Origin of the sequence: Cypionkella sinensis, from assembly GCF_042646385.1 — a bacterium.
In the GTDB taxonomy this organism is placed as follows: domain Bacteria; phylum Pseudomonadota; class Alphaproteobacteria; order Rhodobacterales; family Rhodobacteraceae; genus Cypionkella; species Cypionkella sinensis.
Genome location: NZ_JBHRTO010000002.1, coordinates 279,933 through 298,378, shown reverse-complemented (window position 1 = coordinate 298,378; position 18,446 = coordinate 279,933). Strand labels below are relative to the sequence as shown.

Here is an 18,446-nt window from a genome sequence, read left to right as displayed (position 1 = left end):
GCGCCGATCAGGCCCGCCGCACCAATGCCGTCGCGGCTTGTCCCAGAATGACCACCCCGGTCGCGCCGATGATGCCACCCGCCACCCGGTTCAGCCGCTGCATCGCCGCAGGCCGCCGCATCAGCCCGCGCGCCCGCGCAGCCAGCATTGCATAAGGCGTCAAAACCGCTGTCAGCACCAGCGCGGTCACTGGCACAAACAGCGCCCATTCGGCCAGACCGATGCTGCGTAAATCCAGCACTGTGGGCAGCAGGGCAAGGTAGAACACGATGGTTTTCGGGTTGCCCAAAGTTACCGAAAAACCGGTCAGAAATGCGCCAATATCCGTGCTTTGCTTTTCAGTGCGATCCGCGCTGATGCTTGCGTGGCTGGTCCACAGCTTGTAGGCCAGATACAAAAGATATGCCCCACCCAGCACCTTCACCAACAGAAACACCCCGGCAAAGGCCTTTGCAATTGCCGCCAATCCCGCCACGGCAACCGTCAGATACACCACATCGCCCAGCACGATCCCGGCCAGCAGGAACAGCGCCGCACGCAAGCCATTGCCCATGCTTTGCCCGACCAATGCCGCAACGCCCGGCCCCGGCACCGCCGCCGCCAATCCCAAAGCCGCCGCATAGGCGATCAGTGATGCAAGCATGGTTCCCCCTTAGCCCCGGATGGTTTCGGTGGCGAATTCTTCCGGCACATCCTCAAGCGGCGGCTGATGCGGTTCCGGCACGCCGGGCGGCAGCAGTGTCTCTATCGGTGTCTTGCCCAGAATTTCCGCGAATTTCAGGATCAGCTTCTGCTCGAGCTTGGCGCTGATCGCGCGGGCATTCTTGATATAGGCCTCATTCTCAAAGTTGGGGATGTTCGGGTCGTAATGCTCGGCCATCGCCAACATGCTTTTCTGATCCATCACGTTATAGGCCTGCCGCATTTCTTCGGCCTGCTCTAGCGTCGCGCCCAAGGCCTGAAACGCCGAACGTCCCATCCGGGTCGAGCTGTCATAGGTCTCGCGGATGATATCGCGGCACCCCGCCGCCCACAGATCATACACATGGTTGCGATCCACCGCGCGGGCGATCACATGCAGGTTCGGATAGGTCTGTGTGGTGTGGCGCACCAATTCGGTGATCTGATCCTTGTCGTCAATCGCGATCACGAACAGCTTGGCCTCGGCAATCCCCGCCGAGATCAGCATGTCGGGGCGCGTCGCATCGCCGAAATAGGCCTTCACGCCGAATTTCGCCAGCATATCCAACTGCTTCGAGCTAAAGTCGATCACCGTGGTATGATAGCCCGCTGCGCGCAGCATCCGGTTGACCAATCCGCCCACCCGGCCATGCCCCGCGATGATGATATGGCTGGGGTCGGTGATTTCATCTGCCGGGCGGTCGATCTTGTCGGCCAGACGCGGCGCGATCATGCGGTCGTAAAAGATGAACAGCCCCGGCGTCAGCAGCATCGACAGCGCCACCACCAGCAGCAGCTTGTCGGCGATCTCTCCCGGCAACACCGCCGAGGACACCATCAGCGAGATCAGCACAAAACCGAACTCCCCCGCCTGCGCCAGCCCCAGACCGAACAACCACTTATCCAGCGAACCGAGCCGGAAAATCCGCCCCAGCACCAGCAGAACCACCACTTTCACCACAATCAGGCCCAGCGTCAGCGCAATGATCTGGCCAAGGTTATCCCACAGCAGCACAAAGTTGATGCCCGCCCCCACCGTCATGAAGAACAGCCCCAGCAGCAGCGCCTTGAATGGGTCGATGTCGGATTCCAACTCGTGCCGATACTCGCTGTTGGCCAGCACCACCCCGGCCAGAAACGTGCCCAAAGCCGGCGACAGGCCCACCAGCGTCATCAGCAGCGCGATGCCGATCACCATCATCAGGGCTGTCGCGGTGAACAACTCATGCAACTGTGCCGAGGCGACAAAGCGGAACACCGGGCGGGTGAGGTAACTGCCGCCCAGCACCACGCCGATGATCGCCGCGATATTCACCAGTGCCACTTGCCAGCCGTTCAATCCCGCCACCAGCGTGAATGCCTCGGCATGATCCGTGACCGAATGGCCGCCCTGCAATTCCGGCAAAGCCAGCAGCGGGATCAGCGCCAGCATCGGGATCACGGCGATATCCTGCGTCAACAGCACAGCGAAACTCGCCTGCCCGGCGTCGCTTTTCATCAATCCCTTCTCGCCCAAGGTCTGCAACACGATGGCGGTGGATGACAGTGAAAACACCAGCCCCACCGCCAGCGCCACCGACCAAACCTGCCCCAAGGCCATCGCCACGGCCATCACCGCCAGCGTGGTCAGCACCACCTGACCGCCGCCCAACCCCAGTAGCCGCGCCCGCATTGCCCACAGAGTTTCCGGCTCCAACTCCAGCCCGACGAGAAACAGCATCATCACCACGCCAAACTCGGCGAAATGCTGGATCGAGGCGACATCCACATGCAGCAGCGCCAGCACCGGGCTGATCACGATACCGGCAATCAGATAGCCCAGTACTGACCCGAGGCCCAGCCGCGCCGCAATCGGCACGGTCAGCACGCCAGCCACCAGAAATACAAAAGCCAACAGCAGAAAATCGGTCATGCGCAAATCCTATCGGGGGTGGCATGTTCTACGCGAAAACCATGCCCGCCAACAGCCCGATTTTTGAGAAAAATCGTGGCCCCGGCATCAGCGGAGCCACGATTCATCAAATGCATAGCCTCGGCCGCTCGTAGGAAAGCCGACCCTCAAAAGCTTGCGTCAGAACTCGGTGCTGGGCGCGCCACCCTCAAACCGATTGCCATGCAGATAGTCGCAAGGCGCTTCCTGCATCTGCAAATGCAACGCTGTGCCAGTATAGGGATGCGCCCGCGCCACATCCTCGTCAAACTCGATCCCCAGACCCGGCGCGGTGGGCGGCAGGATATAACCATCCTCCCATTTCAAGGAATGCTTGATCAGCTTCAGATGGAACGCCCCGCCGGTCTGGATCGTCTCGGCCATCAGGATATTCGGGATCGACACCGCAAAATGCACATTCGCTGCCCATTCCACCGGGCCCGCATACAAATGCGGCGCCATCTCGGCGTTGAACACTTCCGCCATCGCGGCGATCTTCTTCGCTTCCCAGATGCCGCCAACACGCCCCAAGGCAGGCTGCAAGATCTTCGCGCCGCCATGGCGCAACAGCGCGCCAAACTCGGCCTTCGTCGTCAACCGCTCGCCCGTGGCAATCGGAATGCGCACCGATTTCGCCACTTCGGCAAACTCGGCCAGATTATCCGGCGGGATCGGCTCTTCATACCACAGCGGATTGTAGGGCTCGATCGCCACCCCCAACCGGATCGCCCCCGGCGTGGTGAATTGGCCATGCGTGCCGAACAACAGGTCAGCCTTGTCGCCCACCGCCTCACGGATTTTCGCACAGAACGCCACCGAGCGGGAAATATCCGACATCGCAGGCTCATGTCCGCCGCGGATGGTATAGGGGCCAGCCGGGTCGAATTTCACCGCCGTGAAGCCCTGCTTTACACACCTAGCCGCAGCTTCGGCGGCCATATCCGGGTTCACCCAGAAATCTGCCGGAATCACACCTTCTTCGGGGTAAAGGTAGGTGTAGGAGCGCACCTTTTCATTCATCATGCCGCCCAGCAGCGCCCAAACCGGCCGCTCGCGCGCTTTGCCAAGGATATCCCAGCAGGCGATCTCCAGCCCCGAAAATGCCCCCATCACCGTCGGATCAGGCCGCTGCGTGAAGCCCGACGAATAGGCGCGGCGATACATCAACTCGATATTTTCCGGGTTTTCGCCCAGCATATGCCGCTCAAACACATCATGGATCACTGCATCCATCGCGCGCGGGCCCACGGTAGAGGCATAGCACTCGCCATAGCCGACGATGCCGTTATCCGTCGTCAGCTTCACAAAGGTCCAATACCGCCCGCCCCAACCCGGCGCAGGCGGGGCTACGGTGAAAATCTCAAGATCGCGCAGCTTCATAAGGCACCCCCATTTTCGGGTCAGGCTAGCCTAGGGCTTGCCCGCTTCGCGCGTTCCCGCGACAAAGAGTATAACAACCGCGACCATAAGTGTCGCAGACAGCAAAAATGGCGCGCCGGGCAGATGAAACGGCACCTTATCCGAGGTGAACAGATCAAACACCCATGTCATGACCAAGGGAGAGATAATCATCGCCAAAGCATTCAGCGAGGAATTCACCCCCTGCAACTCGCCCTGTTGGTTTTCCGGCACCGCGCGCGACATCATCGCCTGCAAACTCGGCCCCGTTACCCCGCCCAAAGCTGCAATCGGCGTGAACACCAGCGCCCAGAATCCCGAAGTGGCAAAGCCGTAAAAGCCGTAAGACACCACCTCCAACCCCATGCCCACCGCCGCCGTGCGCCGCTCGCCCAAGCGGCGGATCATCGGTGCCACCAACAGCGCCTGCGTCAGTGCCATGCAGACGCCAAATGCCGCTAGCGCAAACCCGATCCAGCGCGCATCCCAGCCAAACGCCGCCTTGCTGTAATACGACCAGATCGCTGGCCAGACGTTGAACGTCACCGCATACAGAAAGCTCACCAGCAGCAACCGCTGCAACCCCGGCAACCGCCGCACCGCGCGGAGTGAGGCCAAGGGATTGGCGCGCGCCAGCGTAAAACCGCGGCGGTTCGCCAAGCTCAAGCTTTCCGGCATCACGAACCAGCCGAACACCAGATTGGCCAAAGCCAGCCCCGCCGCCACCCAGAACGGGGCCCGCACATCAATCCCCGCCAGCACGCCGCCCAGCATCGGCCCCGCGACAAAGCCAATCCCGAACGCCGCCCCGATCAGCCCAAACCGCTTGGCGCGCTGATCCGGGGTTGAGATATCGGCCACATAGGCATTCGCCGTGGCATGGGTCGCCGCCGCCACCCCCGCCACAATCCGCGCGATCAACAGCAGCCAAACCGTATGCGCCAAAGCCATCGCCACATAATCCAGCGCCATCACCGCCAAAGACACCAGCAATACCGGCCTGCGCCCGAACCGATCAGAAAGATTGCCCACCAGCGGCCCGCATAAAAACTGCATCACCGCGAAAGCCGCAGCCAAGACCCCGCCCCACAGCGCCGCCTGCCCAAGCCCCGCGTGGGTCACATCCTCCATCAGATCCGGCATCACCGGAAAGATCAACCCGATCCCGATGGCATCCAGCGCCACCGTGAACAGGATGAACAACAAACTCAGATTGCCGCGCGCAAACATGATATTCCCCTAACTCCAACCCGCGCCTTGCGGCCAGTTACAAACAATTCGACTAAAATTGTTTCATCTGTTCATAAATATCCTGGGGGTGTGGGGGCTAGCCCCCGCTTCAACGCCTCAGACTTGCCCAACCGAAACCAGAAACTCCGACAACACCGCCCCATATTCCTCTGGCTTCTCGACCATCGGCAAATGCCCCGCGCCGCGCATCAGGTGAAACCGGCTGCCCAAAATCAAATCCGCCGTCTCTCGCACCAGATCGGGCGGGGTTGTGCCATCATTGGCCCCGGCAATCGCCAGCGTTGGCAGAGTTAGCGCGGCGGTCGGCGTGTAAAAATCCGTCCCGGCAATGGCACTTGCGCAGCCGACCCAGCCGCGCGGGTCCATCCCCTCCAGCATCGCGCGCACCCGGGGCATTCCTGCCACTTCTTGCCAACGCCGCCCGAACATCCGCGCCATCGCCCCCGGCGCATAATCGGCCAGCCCTGTGGCCTGCACCTGCGCCACGCGCTCGCCCCACATCTGCGCCGAGCCGATCTTCGCCGCAGTGTTGCTCAGCACCATGCCGCGCACCAGATCCAGCCGCTTCACCGCCAGCCCCTGCGCCACCAGTCCGCCCAAGCTGAGCCCAACCACCACCGCATCGCGCATCCCGAAATGCGCCATCATCCGTTCGGCATCCCGGATCAGCGCGCCCATCGCATAGGGCGGCTCGGGCACATCAGACCCGCCATGCCCGCGCTGATCAAACCGCAACACCCGGCAGCTACGCGGCAGCAGCGGCACGACCGCGTCCCAGATCGAAAGATTTGTGCCCAAAGCATGCAAGAGCACCACCGCAGGCCCGCCGACAGGCCCCGACACTTCGGCATTCAGTCGGATATCATCCAGATAAACCAGCATCAGCCGAACCGCGCCATAGCGCCTGCGAACACCGCCGGATCGACATTGCCACCCGAGGCCACCGCGATCACCGTGTCGCCAAGGCTCTCATCGAACAAAGCCGCCGCCAGCGCCACCGCACCGCCCGGTTCCAGCACGATGCGCAGATGCTGGAACGCCAGCACCATCGCCTGCAACGCCTGATCGTCGCTCACCACCAACCCCGGCCCCGCCAGCCGCTGCAAAATCGGAAAGGTGATTTCGCCGGGGCAGGGCGTCAGGATCGCATCACAGACCGAGCCCGCCAGCGCCGCATTCCGCAACCGCTCGCCCGCCGCCAGACTGCGCGCCATATCGTCAAACCCCGCAGGCTCTACGGTGCGCGTGCGCATCCGTCCCTCACAGGCCAAGGCAATCCCCGACGACAGCCCCCCGCCACCGCAACAGGCCAACACCTCGGCATCACCCTGAAACTGTTGTAAAATCTCAAGACCGACCGAGCCTTGCCCCGCAATCACCTCTGGCTCGTCATACGGGCGCACCAGCACCAGCCCCCGCGCCGCAGCCAAGCCTTCGCCAATCACATCGCGATCCTGTTGCGTGCGATCATACAGCACCACCTCGGCCCCATAAGCGCGAGTATTGGCAATCTTCACCGCAGGCGCGTCCTTTGGCATCACGATCACCGCAGGTAAGCCGTGCTGACGAGCGGCCAAAGCCACCCCCTGTGCATGATTGCCCGAGGAATAGGCAATTACGCCCTTCGCTGCCCGTAGGGCCGAAACCGCCGCCCAAGCGCCGCGATATTTGAAACTGCCGGTCCATTGCAGGCATTCCGCCTTCACCAGCACCCGCCGTCCCGCAATCCGGTCCAACAGGGGCGCATTCAGCAACGGCGTCACCCGCGCATGGCCTTCCAGCCGCCGCGCCGCCGCATGGATCATCTCGATATTCATGCGCCCACCTTCCCGCCGCAAACTTCCAGAAACGCCCGGATCACCGCCAGACTTTCCGGCTCGTCCAGAAACGGAATATGCGCGCGGTCTGGCACCGATCCAAAGATCATATCCGGCCTGCGCGCCTGCATCTCGGCCACCGTCGCCATGCTCAACAGATCCGAGTGCGCGCCCCGGATCAGCGCCACCGGCACGCCCGCGAGCGCATCAAACAGCGGCCAGGCATCCACGGCTGGCCCCTCGAACCCGGCGATGAAGCTGTCGCGCAGGGCAGGGTCATAGGTGATCCGCAACCCTTCTGGCGTTTGGGTGTAGTGCAGACGTGCTTCTTGAAGCCAGCGTTCGGGCGGCACCACAAACCCCGGCATTGCGCCGGGCAGGCGTTCCGCCAAGGCCTCATGCGTTTTCACAAACGGATTGCGCCCGACATAGTCGAAAATCCGCTCCAGCCCCTTGCGCTCGATCACCGGGCCGATGTCGTTCAGGCACAGCCCGATCAACCGATCCTTCGCGATCATCGCCAGCAGCATCCCGATCAGCCCGCCGCGCGAGGTGCCTAAGACCGCCGCGCGCGCTACCCCCAGATGATCTAGCAGCGCCAGCGCATCCTGCGCCTCTTGCAACACTGTATAGCTGGCTGCCCCAGTCCAGGCACTTTGCCCCCGCCCGCGATAATCCATCCGTATCAGGCGCAGGGGCGGCAGATGCGGGCGCAGATAGTCGAAATCCGCCATCGTGCGCGTCAGGCCCGCAAGGCAGAGCAGCGGCAAGCCCGCGCCTTCATCGCTGTAAGCCAGCTTCGCCCCATCGCCTGCCGTAAAGAAATCAACCATGTCCGCCTCCGTTTCGCGGGTAAACTGCCATGCCCCACCCAAATACAAAAGGGCGCAACGCTCGGTTTCTTGCCCGATTTGGCCCGCGCCAAATCGGGCCGCGCCTGCCTGCCCCCGGCAGGCGCGTCTCCGCGCCAGCCAGTCAGGCGCGCCCCGATTTTACAGCCTCGGTTTGCAGCACATCGCCCCTTGCGCAACGGCGTCCCGCCTTATGCGCAACGAACCGGCAAACTCTGCCCCGCAGAGTTTGCTTTCGGTTCGCCGCCTCCGACCAAAGGCCTGCGCGACATCCGGACGCTTGCAGCCATCCGCGCACAGGCTTAGACGAAGCCGCAAGCAATCAAGGGCACCGCCATGGCCGACACCACCACCGAACAACGCGCGAAATCGAAGAAAGTCGGTGCCCTGCGCGGCCTCTGGCCCTTCCTGCGCCCCTATCGCCCGATGATGATCACCGCTGGGCTGGCCTTGGTGCTGACCGCCTCTGTCAGTCTGATCCTGCCAATGGCCGTCCGCCGCGTCATCGACAATTTCAACGCGGGCGACCTGAGCATCGTCGATAAGTACTTCGGTGCGGCGCTGCTGATCGCCGCGGCCTTGGCAGTGGGCACCGGCATCCGTTACTACTTCGTCACCCGCTTGGGCGAGCGCGTTGTCACCGACATCCGCCGCGCTCTGTTTGACCGCGTGATGGGGATGAGCCCGGCGTATTTTGAGAAAATCCTCACCGGCGAAGTGCTCAGCCGCATCACCACCGACACCACGCTGATCCTGTCGGTGATCGGCTCGTCGGTTTCCGTCGCCCTGCGCAACAGTCTGACGGTGATTGGCGGCATGGTGCTGATGTGCCTAACCTCGTTCAAACTGACGGGATTGGTGCTGCTGATCGTCCCCGCCATCATCATTCCCATCGTCACCCTTGGCCGCCGCCTACGCAATCAAAGCCGAGAGAACCAGGACTGGATCGCGCAAAGCTCTGGCAAAGCCTCGGAAGCCCTGTCCGCCGTGCAGACGGTCCAGTCTTTCACGCATGAGGCGCTGACCCGTGCCGAATTCGCCACGGTTTCGGAACAGTCGTTCATTTCGGCCAAAACCCGCATGGCCACCCGCGCCGCAATGACCGTTATCGTGATCTTCCTGGTGTTTGCGGGCGTAGTCGGCGTGCTGTGGATGGGCGCGCGTGACGTGCGCGACGGCACGATGACCCCCGGCCAGTTGGTACAATTCGTCATCTACGCCGTTCTTGTTGCAGGGGCGGTCGGCTCACTCTCGGAAATCTGGGGCGAACTCCAACGTGCTGCAGGCGCGACCGAGCGGTTGGTGGAAATGCTCGAAGCCACCGACCCCGTCGTTGAATCCGCCACACCTGCCGCTCTGCCGCGCCCGGTCAAAGGTGCGATCACGCTGGATAATGTCGTCTTTCACTACCCCGCCCGCCCCAACGCCCCCGCCCTGCACGGCCTTAGTCTGACTGTGCAACCCGGCGAAACCGTCGCCCTCGTCGGCCCCTCGGGCGCAGGCAAATCCACCGTGCTGCAACTCTTGATGCGGTTTTACGATCCGCAATCGGGCCGCATCACCATCGACGGCCAAGACCTGCGCAGCCTCGCCCGTGCTGATTTCCGCGCGGCCATGGCCCTTGTCCCGCAAGACCCGGTGATCTTCGCCACCTCGGCGCTGGAGAACATCCGCTTCGGCCGCCCCGACGCCACCCTCGCCGAAGTGCAGGCCGCCGCAAAAGCCGCCGCCGCTGACGATTTCATCCAAGCCCTGCCGCAAGGCTATCAAACCTATCTGGGCGAGCGTGGCGTCATGCTGTCCGGCGGCCAGAAGCAACGCATTGCCATCGCCCGCGCAATCCTGCGCGACGCGCCCGTGTTGCTGCTGGATGAGGCCACCTCGGCGCTGGACGCTGAATCCGAACGCGCCGTACAGGCCGCTGTAGATCACCTTGCCAAAGGCCGCACCACCATCGTCGTCGCCCACCGCCTTGCCACCGTCAAGCGCGCCGACCGCATCGTGGTGCTGGACCAAGGTCGTATCGCTGCCATCGGCACCCATGATGAACTGGTGGCCCAAGGCGGCCTTTACGCCCGCCTCGCCCGCCTGCAATTCACCGACGGGTCTGTTTGACGGGGAAATCCCCGCCGACTTTCCCTCGCGCCTTCCAACAACGCCCCCGCTACCTTGCGCCCAGTTGTGCAAGCTTAGAGGAGCGTAAAATGGGTTTGTGGAGTTTCGTTAAGGAATCGGGGGCCTCGCTGTTTGGCAGCAAAGCCGAAGCCGCCACCGCGCCAGAGCCCGAGGCGATCAAGACCGCGATGAACGACATCGGCCTTGATACCACGGGTGTCGACATCTCGGTTCAGGGTGACAAAGTCACTCTGCAAGGCACCGCCGTCAGCCCCGAGATGAAAGAGAAGATCATCCTTGCCGCCGGCAATGTCCAAGGCGTCGCCCAGGTTGAGGCCGAAGCAGATGCCGAAGCGCCGGTGTTCTACACGGTCAAGAAGGGCGACACGCTGTCCGCGATTGCCAAGCACACCCTCGGCAAAGCCAGCATGTATCAGGCGATCTTTGAAGCCAACAAACCGATGCTGTCGCACCCCGACAAAATCTACCCCGGCCAGATGCTGCGGATTCCGCAAACCACGCACCGCGCCTGACTGTTTCAGCCCGCCTGTCACCAAAGGCGGGCTGACGTTGCGTTTTGCGCGCGGCTTTTCCTTGCCCCAGCCCGCAATCTTCCCCATCTTGACCCTACCCGAGGCCGCCGCAGATCGGCCCGGTTCGAAGACCAAAGGGGAGGATTACCATGACAGGCGGCTTCGCATCTCGCGCCGATCTTAAAGCTATCGAGGCCGAATCTTCGTGGGAAAGCCGCGACATTGCCCATTCGATCTATGATTTCCTGTCGCGCACCCGCGCCAAACACGGGGCCCGCCCGGCGATCAGCTATCAGCTTCTGTCTGGCCCGACCGACCCCGCGCAGACCCTGACGTGGAACGAACTGCACGCCTGCGTGACCCAGGCCGCCAACCTGTTCCGCAGCCTTGGCATCGGCCCCGCCGATGTAGTGGCCTATGTTCTGCCCAACGCGCTGGAAACTGCCATAACCCTGCTCGCCGGGGCGACCGCAGGCATCGTCAACCCGATCAACCCGCTGCTGGAGCCTGCACAGATCTCGGCCATCCTGCGTGAAACCGGCGCGAAAGTCGTCGTCACCCTTAAACCCTTCCCAAAAACCGACCTTGCGCAAAAGGTGGCCGAGGCTGTGGCCCACGCCCCCGGCGTCAAAACCGTGCTCGAGGTTGATCTGAACCGCTATCTCAGCCCGCCCAAAAGCTGGATCGTGCCGTTCGTGCGCCCGAAAAACCACGTCCACCACAGCGCGAATGTCAAGAATTTCAACGCCGAATGTGCCCGCCAGCCCGCTGATCGGCTGACCTTCACCGACCGCATCGCTGACCACACCGCCGCCTATTTCCACACCGGCGGCACCACGGGCATGCCCAAGGTCGCCCAGCACCGCGCCTCGGGGATGATTTATAACGGCTGGCTCGGTGGTCGCCTGCTGTTTCGCGAAACCGATACCGTGATGTGCCCGCTGCCACTCTTCCATGTGTTCGCAGCCTATCCGATCCTGATGTCGATGATCGCATCGGGCGCGCATGTGATCTTCCCCACCCCGGCAGGCTATCGCGGCGAAGGCGTGTTCGATAACCTGTGGAAGCTGATCGAACGCTGGCAGGCCAGCTATCTTGTCACCGTGCCCACGGCACTTTCCGCTTTGCTGCAACGCCCGGTCAACGCCAAGATCGAGTCTCTGCGCGGCGCATTTTCCGGCTCGGCCCCGCTGCCGATTGAGCTGTTCAACCGTTTTGAGAAAATCACGGGCGTGCAGATCGTCGAGGGCTATGGCCTGACCGAATGCACCTGCCTTGTCGCGGTCAATCCGCCCGATGGCGCGAAGAAAATCGGCTCGGTCGGGTTTGCCTTCCCCTATACCGAGATCCGCATCCTGCAAAAAACCCCGGATGGCTTCCGCATCTGCGACACGGATGAGGTCGGCGAAATCTGCGTCTCGAACCCCGGCGTGCTGCCCGGCTCGACCTACACCGAGGTCGACAAGAACCGCGATCTGTTCGCCGATGGCATCTTTTTGCGCACCGGCGATCTGGGCCGGCTGGATGCCGACGGCTACCTGTTCATCACCGGGCGCGCCAAGGATCTGATCATTCGCGGTGGCCATAACATCGACCCCGCCATCATCGAAGAGGCCCTGATGGGCTGCGAAGGTGTCGGCTTTGTCGGTGCCATCGGCCAGCCCGATGCGCATTCGGGTGAATTGCCCTGCGCCTATGTCGAACTGGGCAAGGGGGCGACGCTGACCGTTGATCAACTGATGGATTACGCCAAAACCCATATCGCCGAGCGCGCCGCACAGCCAAAATACATCGAAATCCTGCCCGAACTGCCGAAAACCGCCGTGGGCAAGGTGTTCAAACCCGATCTGCGCCGCCTTGCCATCATCCGCACCTACAACGCCGCCTTGGCCGAGGCGAAGCTGCCGGTGACAGTGGCCGAAGTGGTCGAGGATAAGAAACGCGGCCTCGTTGCCAAGCTGGTGGCCTCAAGCCCAACCTCCACCGAGGCCGTCGCTGCGGTGCTTGGCGCGTTCACGCAGGGCTGGGATTGGCAGGCCAAGCCCTAAACCGCAGATTGAATCTTGCCGCTACGGCAAGATGACAGCCTATTTCATTTGCGAAATGGCGGATTCTCGCCGATCTTCCTCACGCAATCGTGAGGGAGATCGCCATGAAATTCTGGCAAATCGGAATGGGTGCAGTTGTTTTGGCCGCGTGTATGGCCCCCGGTCTGGCGCAAGCCGAACAGCAGGTTCTATTCCAGCACAAAAACTGGATGGTGGCGGTCAACAGCTTTGATGATGGCTCTGTCGCCTGTCAGGCCGCGGTCGATGAAGGTGCGGAAAGCTTCACCATCTGGGTGTTCCAGGATCAGTCGATCCGCCTGCAATTCTATTCGACCGATTGGAATTTCACAGAAGGCGACACCGCCGATCTCCAAGTGGAAGTGGATCGTCGCGGCGAATGGAGCCTGAGCAATGCCACCCTGACCGGCAATTCAGCACTGTTTGATCTGCCCAACAGCGACAAGGCGGTGAACTTTCTGGTCGAAGTGGCCGAAGGCCGCACCGCACATCTGCGCGACGAGAACGGTGACGGCGTGCGCGATTACCCGCTTGCAGGCTCGAAAGCCTCGATGGCGGCGTTGATCGAATGTGCCGACGCGCTGAACTGAGCGCGGATCTTTGGCACGCTAAATCAATTTTGCGTCCCGCCCCAGCGGCCTTGCCCCTTCGGGTCTTGGCCGCTGCTGCCGCTTCATCTTGGCCTAAATACTCCCGCCGGAGGCTTCTTTGGTGGATGGCAGGAGCCTCCGGCGGGAGTATTTAGGCCAAGATGAAGGGCCAAAGGGCGACTGGGACTCGATCTGACGTGGCCGGGTGGATAGTGGCAGCAGATTGATCAGGTTTGGCGTTTGACCTTTCACAAATCTGCTGTGTCCATCCAGATCGTCACTGGCCCATCGTTGTTCAGGCTGACATCCATATCGGCGCCAAAAATCCCGTTGGCGACAGCGATCCCCTCGGCCGCAATCCGGCCCGAGAAGTACTCATAGAGCCGCCGCCCCTCATCCGGGGCCGCCGCATAGGAAAAACCCGGCCGATTGCCGCGCAGATCGGCTGCAAGGGTGAACTGCGACACCACCAGTGCCGCGCCGCCCGCGTCTTTCACCGACAGGTTCATCTTGCCTGCGGCGTCTTTGAAAATCCGCAGTTTGGCAATTTTGGCGGCAAGTTTATCTGCTTGCGCTTCGGTGTCACCCTGCATCGCGCAGATCAAAATCAGCAACCCCGCGCCGATCTCGCCCACCACCGCGCCATCGACTGAAACCGAGGCTCGGCTGACCCGTTGCAGCAGCGCCCTCAAAGCTCGTGCGCCCAAGGCGGGTTTGCGCCCGCACGCGAGACCGTCACCGCCGCTGCGCGGGTGCCCAAGGACAAAGCCGCGTCCAGTTCGGCGTCCGACAGGGCTGCCACGCGCGATTTCGACAGTGCGCCCGCCTGATGCAAGGCTGCCAACACGCCTGCGTTGAAGGTATCGCCTGCGCCGACGGTATCGACCACCGTCACCTTTTGCGCCGCGACAAACCGGTCTTGCGTGGCTGTCACCGCGCGGGCGCCTGCGGCACCCTCGGTGATGAACACCACTTTCGGACCCTTTGCCAGAATACCGCGTGCAAGGGCCACCAGATCGCCCGCACCTTCCAGCCAGTGCAGGTCTTCATCCGACAGCTTCACGATATCCGCCCGCGCCACCATGCGTTCGATGCGGGCGCGGTATTCTGCCTCTTTGCCAGCGATAAAGCCGGGGCGGATGTTGGGGTCGATCATCGTCACCCGCAGGGGAGCCTCACGTGCCTGAAGCGCCTCGTAGGTGCTGGCGGCGGGGTCGTTGACAAGGGAGATACCGCCGACAAACAGTGCCTCGATCTCATCGCCCAACTGCGGCAAATCCGTCAGCGCCAGCATCCGCCCGGCGGTGGCTTCATCGTAGAAGGCATAGGTGGCTTGGCCGTTCACCAGCTTGACGAAAGCCACCGTGGTGGGGCGATCTGAGCGCGCGCAAAAGCTGTGGTCGACTTTGGAGGCGGTCAAGGTATCGGCCAAAATCTCGCCCAGCATGTCGTTCGAGACGCCCGAGAAGAACCCTGAAGGTGCGCCCAGACGGCCCAAGGCCATCGCTGTGTTGAACACCGCGCCGCCTGCATAGGGCGAGAACGCGGGTTCGCCCAGCGTGGTCGTGCGCGGCAGCATGTCGATCAGGGCTTCCCCACAGGACAGAATCATAATGGCCTCCCTTGGCGTTTTTGCGACACTACACGATCCGCCAGAGTTAGCGCAAACAGCCGCCTACACGAAATAGGGGGCCAGATTGGCGCGCACACGGTCCAACGGTGTGGCCCCTGTCGCGTCGGGCACGAAAGTTTGGCCGGTGATCGCCTCATATGCCTCGATGTAGACGCGGCTGGTGGCTGCAATCATGTCTGCCGGGATTTCCGGGATGGCATCGACGTAAGGGTCGCAGCGGGCGTTGACCCAAGACCGGATCACATCCTTGTCGAAACTTGGCGGGCGGGTGCCTGCCTCGAAAGCCTGTTGATAGCCGCTGGCGATCCAGTAGCGGCTGGAGTCGGGGGTGTGAATCTCGTCAGCGATCAGGATGTTGCCTTCGGCATCAAGGCCGAATTCGTATTTGGTGTCGACAAGGATCAAGCCGCGCTCTGCCGCCATCTTTTGCCCGCGGGCGAACAGGGCCAGCGCCTTGGCTGACACATCGGCCCATTGCGACGCCGTCAGCAGGCCTTGAGCGATGATTTCGGCCTCGGTCAACGGTTCGTCATGGCCGCCGTCGAAGGCTTTCGACGTGGGCGTGATGATCGGGGTGGGCAGCACCTGATTGTCGCGCAGGCCATCGGGCAGGGTGTGGCCATACATGGTGCGGGTGCCGTTCTTATACTGGGTCAGCACGGAAGTGGAGGTCGTGCCCGCCAGATAGCCGCGCACCACCACCTCGACCGGAAGGATGGTGACGTGTTTGCCGATCACCACATTCGGGTCAGGATAGGCCAGCACATGATTGGGGCAGATGTCGGCGGTGTGGTCAAACCAGAACCGCGCCATTTGCGTCAGCACCTGCCCCTTGAACGGGATCGCGGCAAGGATGCGGTCAAACGCGGAAATCCGGTCGGAGGAAATCAAAATCCGCCGCGCGGGTTGATCGGCGGTGGCGGGCAGATCGTAGCAATCGCGCACCTTACCGAAATAGGGGTTCGGCAGTTCGGCAATGCGGGCGTGGTCAAGAACGCGGGAAAGATCGGTCACGGATTGGCCCCCAAGCTGCCCAGTATGCTGTTTCGCCTCATCGCGCGCGGGCGGGGCAGAGTCAACCGTCGGGCTTGACCGCTGCGGGCATTGGCGCAGATTTCTGATCAAACTGCGGCAAAGTCATTCCCATCTGGGAATGACTTGTGTTTTTGGAGCGGCATTTGGGCGAAATCCACAATATGTTGTGGTTGGTGCGATTTTCACTGCCCGAAGCGCCCGCGCAGGTTCAATCCATCCAATCGGGTTGCGGCAGGCCAAAGATGGACGGATCGTAAATATACGCCGCCGCCGCTGCCAGAATGAGTGCCGCCAGAACGGCAAAGGTGATCTTCCAGACGCTGTAGGGACGCTCGCCCTGCACCTCTCCGGTTTGGCCGTTGACCAGAAAGCGATAGCTTTTGCCGCCATATTTGTAGGCGGCCATCCAGATCGGCAGCAGGATGTGCTTGAACGTCTCGGCGCTGTAATCGGTATCGACGGTGTCCACGCGCTGTTCATCGCCGCCAATGTCGCGGCGCACGTCGTTTTCAATCACATCGGCCATCACGGCTTGGGCACGGCCCCAACCATCGGCTAGGCCCACGGTGTAGCCTTCGGCTTGAAAACCAGCGAGGTAATCGGGCGAATAGGGTTGCAGTTTGGTCAGATCCCACGGGGTCAGATCATTGCCAAGACGTGCAGGCAAGCTGCTGGAGGCCATCACCAGCACATCATCGAAATCACGCGAAACCCGGCCCGAAGTGGCAGACCAGCGTGTCTTGCGCACCTGTTCTTGCCGCCGTTCGGTCTTGCCGTTGACGGTGACGTTCACCCATTGGGTTTCATAGTAATAATCGCCGCGCTGGCCGCGATAGCGGCTGTCGGTGTCGGCGTCAAAGGTCCAGAATGGCGCGTAGATGCCATCCATCGCGCGGCCCGCACGGGTGTATTCCAGCAGAGAGTTCGGCGCGAACCACAGGCTGCCCAGCCAGCTTTTCAAGGCGGTGCGGGCCTGAGATTCTGTCAATTCGAACGGCACAAGGGCTTGCGGCTTGATCCGGCGGTGGCTGCCGGTATCGACCACGACGGGGGTGGCGCAGAACGGGCATTGGCTGGCGTGATTGGCGCCCTGAAACTCGACCACAGCGCCGCAATTCGGGCAGGTGGTCGAGCGCACATCTTCGCTGGCCGCGTCGGGCAGATCATCGGACAGGCCCTTTGCAAGGGGATGTTCGACCAGCGCACTGGCTTTTTGACGCGGGGCTTTGGCTGGGATGGCTTGGACATAGCCGCAATGGTCACATTTCAACTCGGTCTGACCCGGCGCATAGCGCAGGTCGGCCCCGCATTGTGCGCAGGGCCAATGATTTGCTTCCGTTACGGCCATGATGCGTCAGCCTGCCGGGGGTGGTGGTGGCACCATCGCGAACAGTTTTGCCAGCTCGGTGTCGTTCGCGGCTTTCCAGCCATCCTGACCGGCGGTCCAGACTTGGCTGGTGCGCGACAGGGTGCCCGAGGCTGCCATGCTGGCAAGGTCGGATTCAGAGAACGGGCCTTTGGTCGCGCCATTCTCGGCCACGTGCCAGACCTTGGCGGCGGGCGGTGGTGGCGGCGGGGCTGCTGCCGCGGGAACGGCACCCCAGGGACCAGCGCCGCTGGCCATGTTCATTCCCATGCCTGCGGCCATTCCGGCACCGACCATCGCGCCGACGCCGCTGTTCGGTTGCGCCATGCCTTCGGCGGCGTTGAACTGCATGTATTTGTTCAGATCGCCCGCGACGCCCATCGAGGTGCGTTTATCCAGCACCTTTTCCACCTCTTCCGGCAGGCTGATGTTTTCGATGTAGAATTCCGGGATCGCCAGGCCGTATTCGGCAATCTTTGGCGCAATCGCGGTGGCGACCAGCTTGCCCAGATCGGCGGTATTGGCGGCCATGTCCAGCACCGGGATGCCGGATTTGGCCAGCACTTGGCTGACCTCTTGCAAGATCACGTTGCGGATCTGGTTGCTGATCTCATCCGAGGTGAACTCGCCATCGGTGCCGACGATTTCGCGCAGGAACACCGATGGATCGGCCACGCGCATCGAATAGGTGCCAAAGGCGCGCAGGCGAACTGGGCCGAACTCGGGGTCGCGGCACATGATCGGGTTCTTGGTGCCCCATTTCTGATCGTTGAACCGGGTGGTGTTGATGAAATAGATTTCGGATTTGAACGGGCTGTCGAAACCATGATCCCAGTTTTGCAGCGTGGTCATGATCGGCATGTTGTTGGTTTCCAGCATATACATGCCGGGGCCGAACACATCGGCCAACTGGCCTTCGTGCACGAACACCGCCGCTTGGCCTTCGCGCACCGTCAGCTTGGCGCCGTATTTGATCGCATTGCCGTGGCGTTCGAACCGCCAGACCATCGTGTCGCGGGTGTCATCCAGCCAAGTGATGACGTCGATGAACTCGCCCTTCAGAAATCCGAAAACCATGACTTACTGCTCCTTGGGTCTTACAACTGAACTACTGGTGTTTTTGGGTGGCGGAGGTGGTGTAGGTGAGGCGGGCCGACCGCTTGCAGTGGGCTGGTAGCCA

General features: G+C 62.1%; 16 protein-coding genes. 4 read left to right on the top strand and 12 right to left on the bottom strand.

Annotated elements, in window-relative coordinates; translation table 11 throughout:
* Nucleotides 1-7 precede the first annotated feature (7 nt).
* From ACFOGH_RS16650 to ACFOGH_RS16620, 7 genes are all read right to left on the bottom strand, one after another.
* On the bottom strand, nt 8-643 hold the full coding sequence (locus ACFOGH_RS16650) for a LysE family translocator (RefSeq protein WP_380074287.1): 636 nt from the start codon (nt 641-643) through the stop codon (nt 8-10).
* A gap of 9 nt (nt 644-652) precedes the next feature.
* Nucleotides 653-2,593, bottom strand: a complete 1,941-nt coding sequence (locus tag ACFOGH_RS16645) for a cation:proton antiporter domain-containing protein (protein ID WP_380074286.1) — start codon at nt 2,591-2,593, stop codon at nt 653-655.
* A 159-nt stretch (nt 2,594-2,752) separates the two neighbouring features.
* A complete protein-coding gene (locus ACFOGH_RS16640) occupies nt 2,753-3,991 on the bottom strand; it encodes a mandelate racemase/muconate lactonizing enzyme family protein (RefSeq protein WP_380074285.1) in 1,239 nt (412 codons plus the stop codon).
* Between the two features lie 30 nt (nt 3,992-4,021).
* On the bottom strand, nt 4,022-5,239 hold the full coding sequence (locus ACFOGH_RS16635; RefSeq protein ID WP_380074284.1) for a TCR/Tet family MFS transporter: 1,218 nt from the start codon (nt 5,237-5,239) through the stop codon (nt 4,022-4,024).
* Between the two features lie 117 nt (nt 5,240-5,356).
* On the bottom strand, nt 5,357-6,142 hold the full coding sequence (pcaD, locus tag ACFOGH_RS16630) for a 3-oxoadipate enol-lactonase (protein WP_380074283.1): 786 nt from the start codon (nt 6,140-6,142) through the stop codon (nt 5,357-5,359).
* Nucleotides 6,142-7,077, bottom strand: coding sequence for a threonine ammonia-lyase (locus ACFOGH_RS16625; protein ID WP_380074282.1), 936 nt, complete (start codon nt 7,075-7,077; stop codon nt 6,142-6,144). Before ACFOGH_RS16625 ends, pcaD begins: the two co-directional genes overlap by 1 nt.
* Entirely contained in the window at nt 7,074-7,910 is an 837-nt protein-coding gene (locus tag ACFOGH_RS16620) for an alpha/beta fold hydrolase (RefSeq protein WP_380074281.1), read from the bottom strand. Before ACFOGH_RS16620 ends, ACFOGH_RS16625 begins: the two co-directional genes overlap by 4 nt.
* A 354-nt stretch (nt 7,911-8,264) precedes the next feature.
* Between ACFOGH_RS16620 and ACFOGH_RS16615 the strand changes: the two genes are divergently transcribed.
* The 4 genes from ACFOGH_RS16615 (at nt 8,265) to ACFOGH_RS16600 (ending at nt 13,232) form a co-directional block, all read left to right on the top strand.
* Nucleotides 8,265-10,043: an ABC transporter transmembrane domain-containing protein gene (locus ACFOGH_RS16615; RefSeq protein WP_380074280.1), complete on the top strand. Its 1,779-nt coding sequence runs from the start codon at nt 8,265-8,267 to the stop codon at nt 10,041-10,043.
* A gap of 89 nt (nt 10,044-10,132) precedes the next feature.
* Entirely contained in the window at nt 10,133-10,576 is a 444-nt protein-coding gene (lysM, locus tag ACFOGH_RS16610) for a peptidoglycan-binding protein LysM (RefSeq protein WP_380074279.1), read from the top strand.
* A 149-nt stretch (nt 10,577-10,725) separates the two neighbouring features.
* Nucleotides 10,726-12,624, top strand: coding sequence for an acyl-CoA synthetase (locus ACFOGH_RS16605; protein WP_380074278.1), 1,899 nt, complete (start codon nt 10,726-10,728; stop codon nt 12,622-12,624).
* A gap of 104 nt (nt 12,625-12,728) precedes the next feature.
* Nucleotides 12,729-13,232, top strand: coding sequence for a hypothetical protein (locus ACFOGH_RS16600; protein ID WP_380074277.1), 504 nt, complete (start codon nt 12,729-12,731; stop codon nt 13,230-13,232).
* Nucleotides 13,233-13,480: 248 nt separating this feature from the next.
* Here ACFOGH_RS16600 and dtd read toward each other — a convergent pair whose 3' ends face one another.
* The 5 genes from dtd to ACFOGH_RS16575 form a co-directional block, all read right to left on the bottom strand.
* Nucleotides 13,481-13,924 carry a D-aminoacyl-tRNA deacylase gene (dtd, locus tag ACFOGH_RS16595; protein WP_380074276.1) on the bottom strand — a complete coding sequence of 148 codons (444 nt, stop codon included), beginning with the start codon at nt 13,922-13,924 and terminating at the stop codon, nt 13,481-13,483.
* The gene (locus ACFOGH_RS16590; RefSeq protein ID WP_380074275.1) at nt 13,921-14,844 is read right to left on the bottom strand and encodes a carbohydrate kinase family protein; all 924 of its coding nucleotides are present in this window, start codon (nt 14,842-14,844) and stop codon (nt 13,921-13,923) included. Before ACFOGH_RS16590 ends, dtd begins: the two co-directional genes overlap by 4 nt.
* Before the next feature lie 63 nt (nt 14,845-14,907).
* On the bottom strand, nt 14,908-15,879 hold the full coding sequence (locus tag ACFOGH_RS16585) for a phosphoribosylaminoimidazolesuccinocarboxamide synthase (RefSeq protein WP_380074274.1): 972 nt from the start codon (nt 15,877-15,879) through the stop codon (nt 14,908-14,910).
* A gap of 229 nt (nt 15,880-16,108) precedes the next feature.
* Nucleotides 16,109-17,248: a primosomal protein N' (replication factor Y) - superfamily II helicase gene (locus ACFOGH_RS16580; RefSeq protein WP_380074273.1), complete on the bottom strand. Its 1,140-nt coding sequence runs from the start codon at nt 17,246-17,248 to the stop codon at nt 16,109-16,111.
* Nucleotides 17,249-17,254: 6 nt separating this feature from the next.
* Complete coding sequence (locus tag ACFOGH_RS16575; RefSeq protein ID WP_380074272.1) at nt 17,255-18,343, bottom strand: SPFH domain-containing protein; 1,089 nt, start codon at nt 18,341-18,343, stop codon at nt 17,255-17,257.
* Nucleotides 18,344-18,446: the final 103 nt, after the last annotated feature.

What these genes read in the sequence shown, in the direction of transcription:
- ACFOGH_RS16635 (WP_380074284.1), bottom strand. Translation starts at nt 5,239, where the DNA reads ATGTTTGCGCGCGGCAATCTGAGTTTGTTGTTCATCCTGTTCACGGTG.
- ACFOGH_RS16605 (WP_380074278.1), top strand. Translation starts at nt 10,726, where the DNA reads ATGACAGGCGGCTTCGCATCTCGCGCCGATCTTAAAGCTATCGAGGCC.
- ACFOGH_RS16650 (WP_380074287.1), bottom strand. Translation starts at nt 643, where the DNA reads ATGCTTGCATCACTGATCGCCTATGCGGCGGCTTTGGGATTGGCGGCG.
- ACFOGH_RS16580 (WP_380074273.1), bottom strand. Translation starts at nt 17,248, where the DNA reads ATGGCCGTAACGGAAGCAAATCATTGGCCCTGCGCACAATGCGGGGCC.
- ACFOGH_RS16575 (WP_380074272.1), bottom strand. Translation starts at nt 18,343, where the DNA reads ATGGTTTTCGGATTTCTGAAGGGCGAGTTCATCGACGTCATCACTTGG.
- ACFOGH_RS16640 (WP_380074285.1), bottom strand. Translation starts at nt 3,991, where the DNA reads ATGAAGCTGCGCGATCTTGAGATTTTCACCGTAGCCCCGCCTGCGCCG.
- ACFOGH_RS16645 (WP_380074286.1), bottom strand. Translation starts at nt 2,593, where the DNA reads ATGACCGATTTTCTGCTGTTGGCTTTTGTATTTCTGGTGGCTGGCGTG.
- ACFOGH_RS16590 (WP_380074275.1), bottom strand. Translation starts at nt 14,844, where the DNA reads ATGATTCTGTCCTGTGGGGAAGCCCTGATCGACATGCTGCCGCGCACG.
- lysM (WP_380074279.1), top strand. Translation starts at nt 10,133, where the DNA reads ATGGGTTTGTGGAGTTTCGTTAAGGAATCGGGGGCCTCGCTGTTTGGC.
- pcaD (WP_380074283.1), bottom strand. Translation starts at nt 6,142, where the DNA reads ATGCTGGTTTATCTGGATGATATCCGACTGAATGCCGAAGTGTCGGGG.
- ACFOGH_RS16600 (WP_380074277.1), top strand. Translation starts at nt 12,729, where the DNA reads ATGAAATTCTGGCAAATCGGAATGGGTGCAGTTGTTTTGGCCGCGTGT.
- ACFOGH_RS16615 (WP_380074280.1), top strand. Translation starts at nt 8,265, where the DNA reads ATGGCCGACACCACCACCGAACAACGCGCGAAATCGAAGAAAGTCGGT.
- ACFOGH_RS16625 (WP_380074282.1), bottom strand. Translation starts at nt 7,077, where the DNA reads ATGAATATCGAGATGATCCATGCGGCGGCGCGGCGGCTGGAAGGCCAT.
- ACFOGH_RS16620 (WP_380074281.1), bottom strand. Translation starts at nt 7,910, where the DNA reads ATGGTTGATTTCTTTACGGCAGGCGATGGGGCGAAGCTGGCTTACAGC.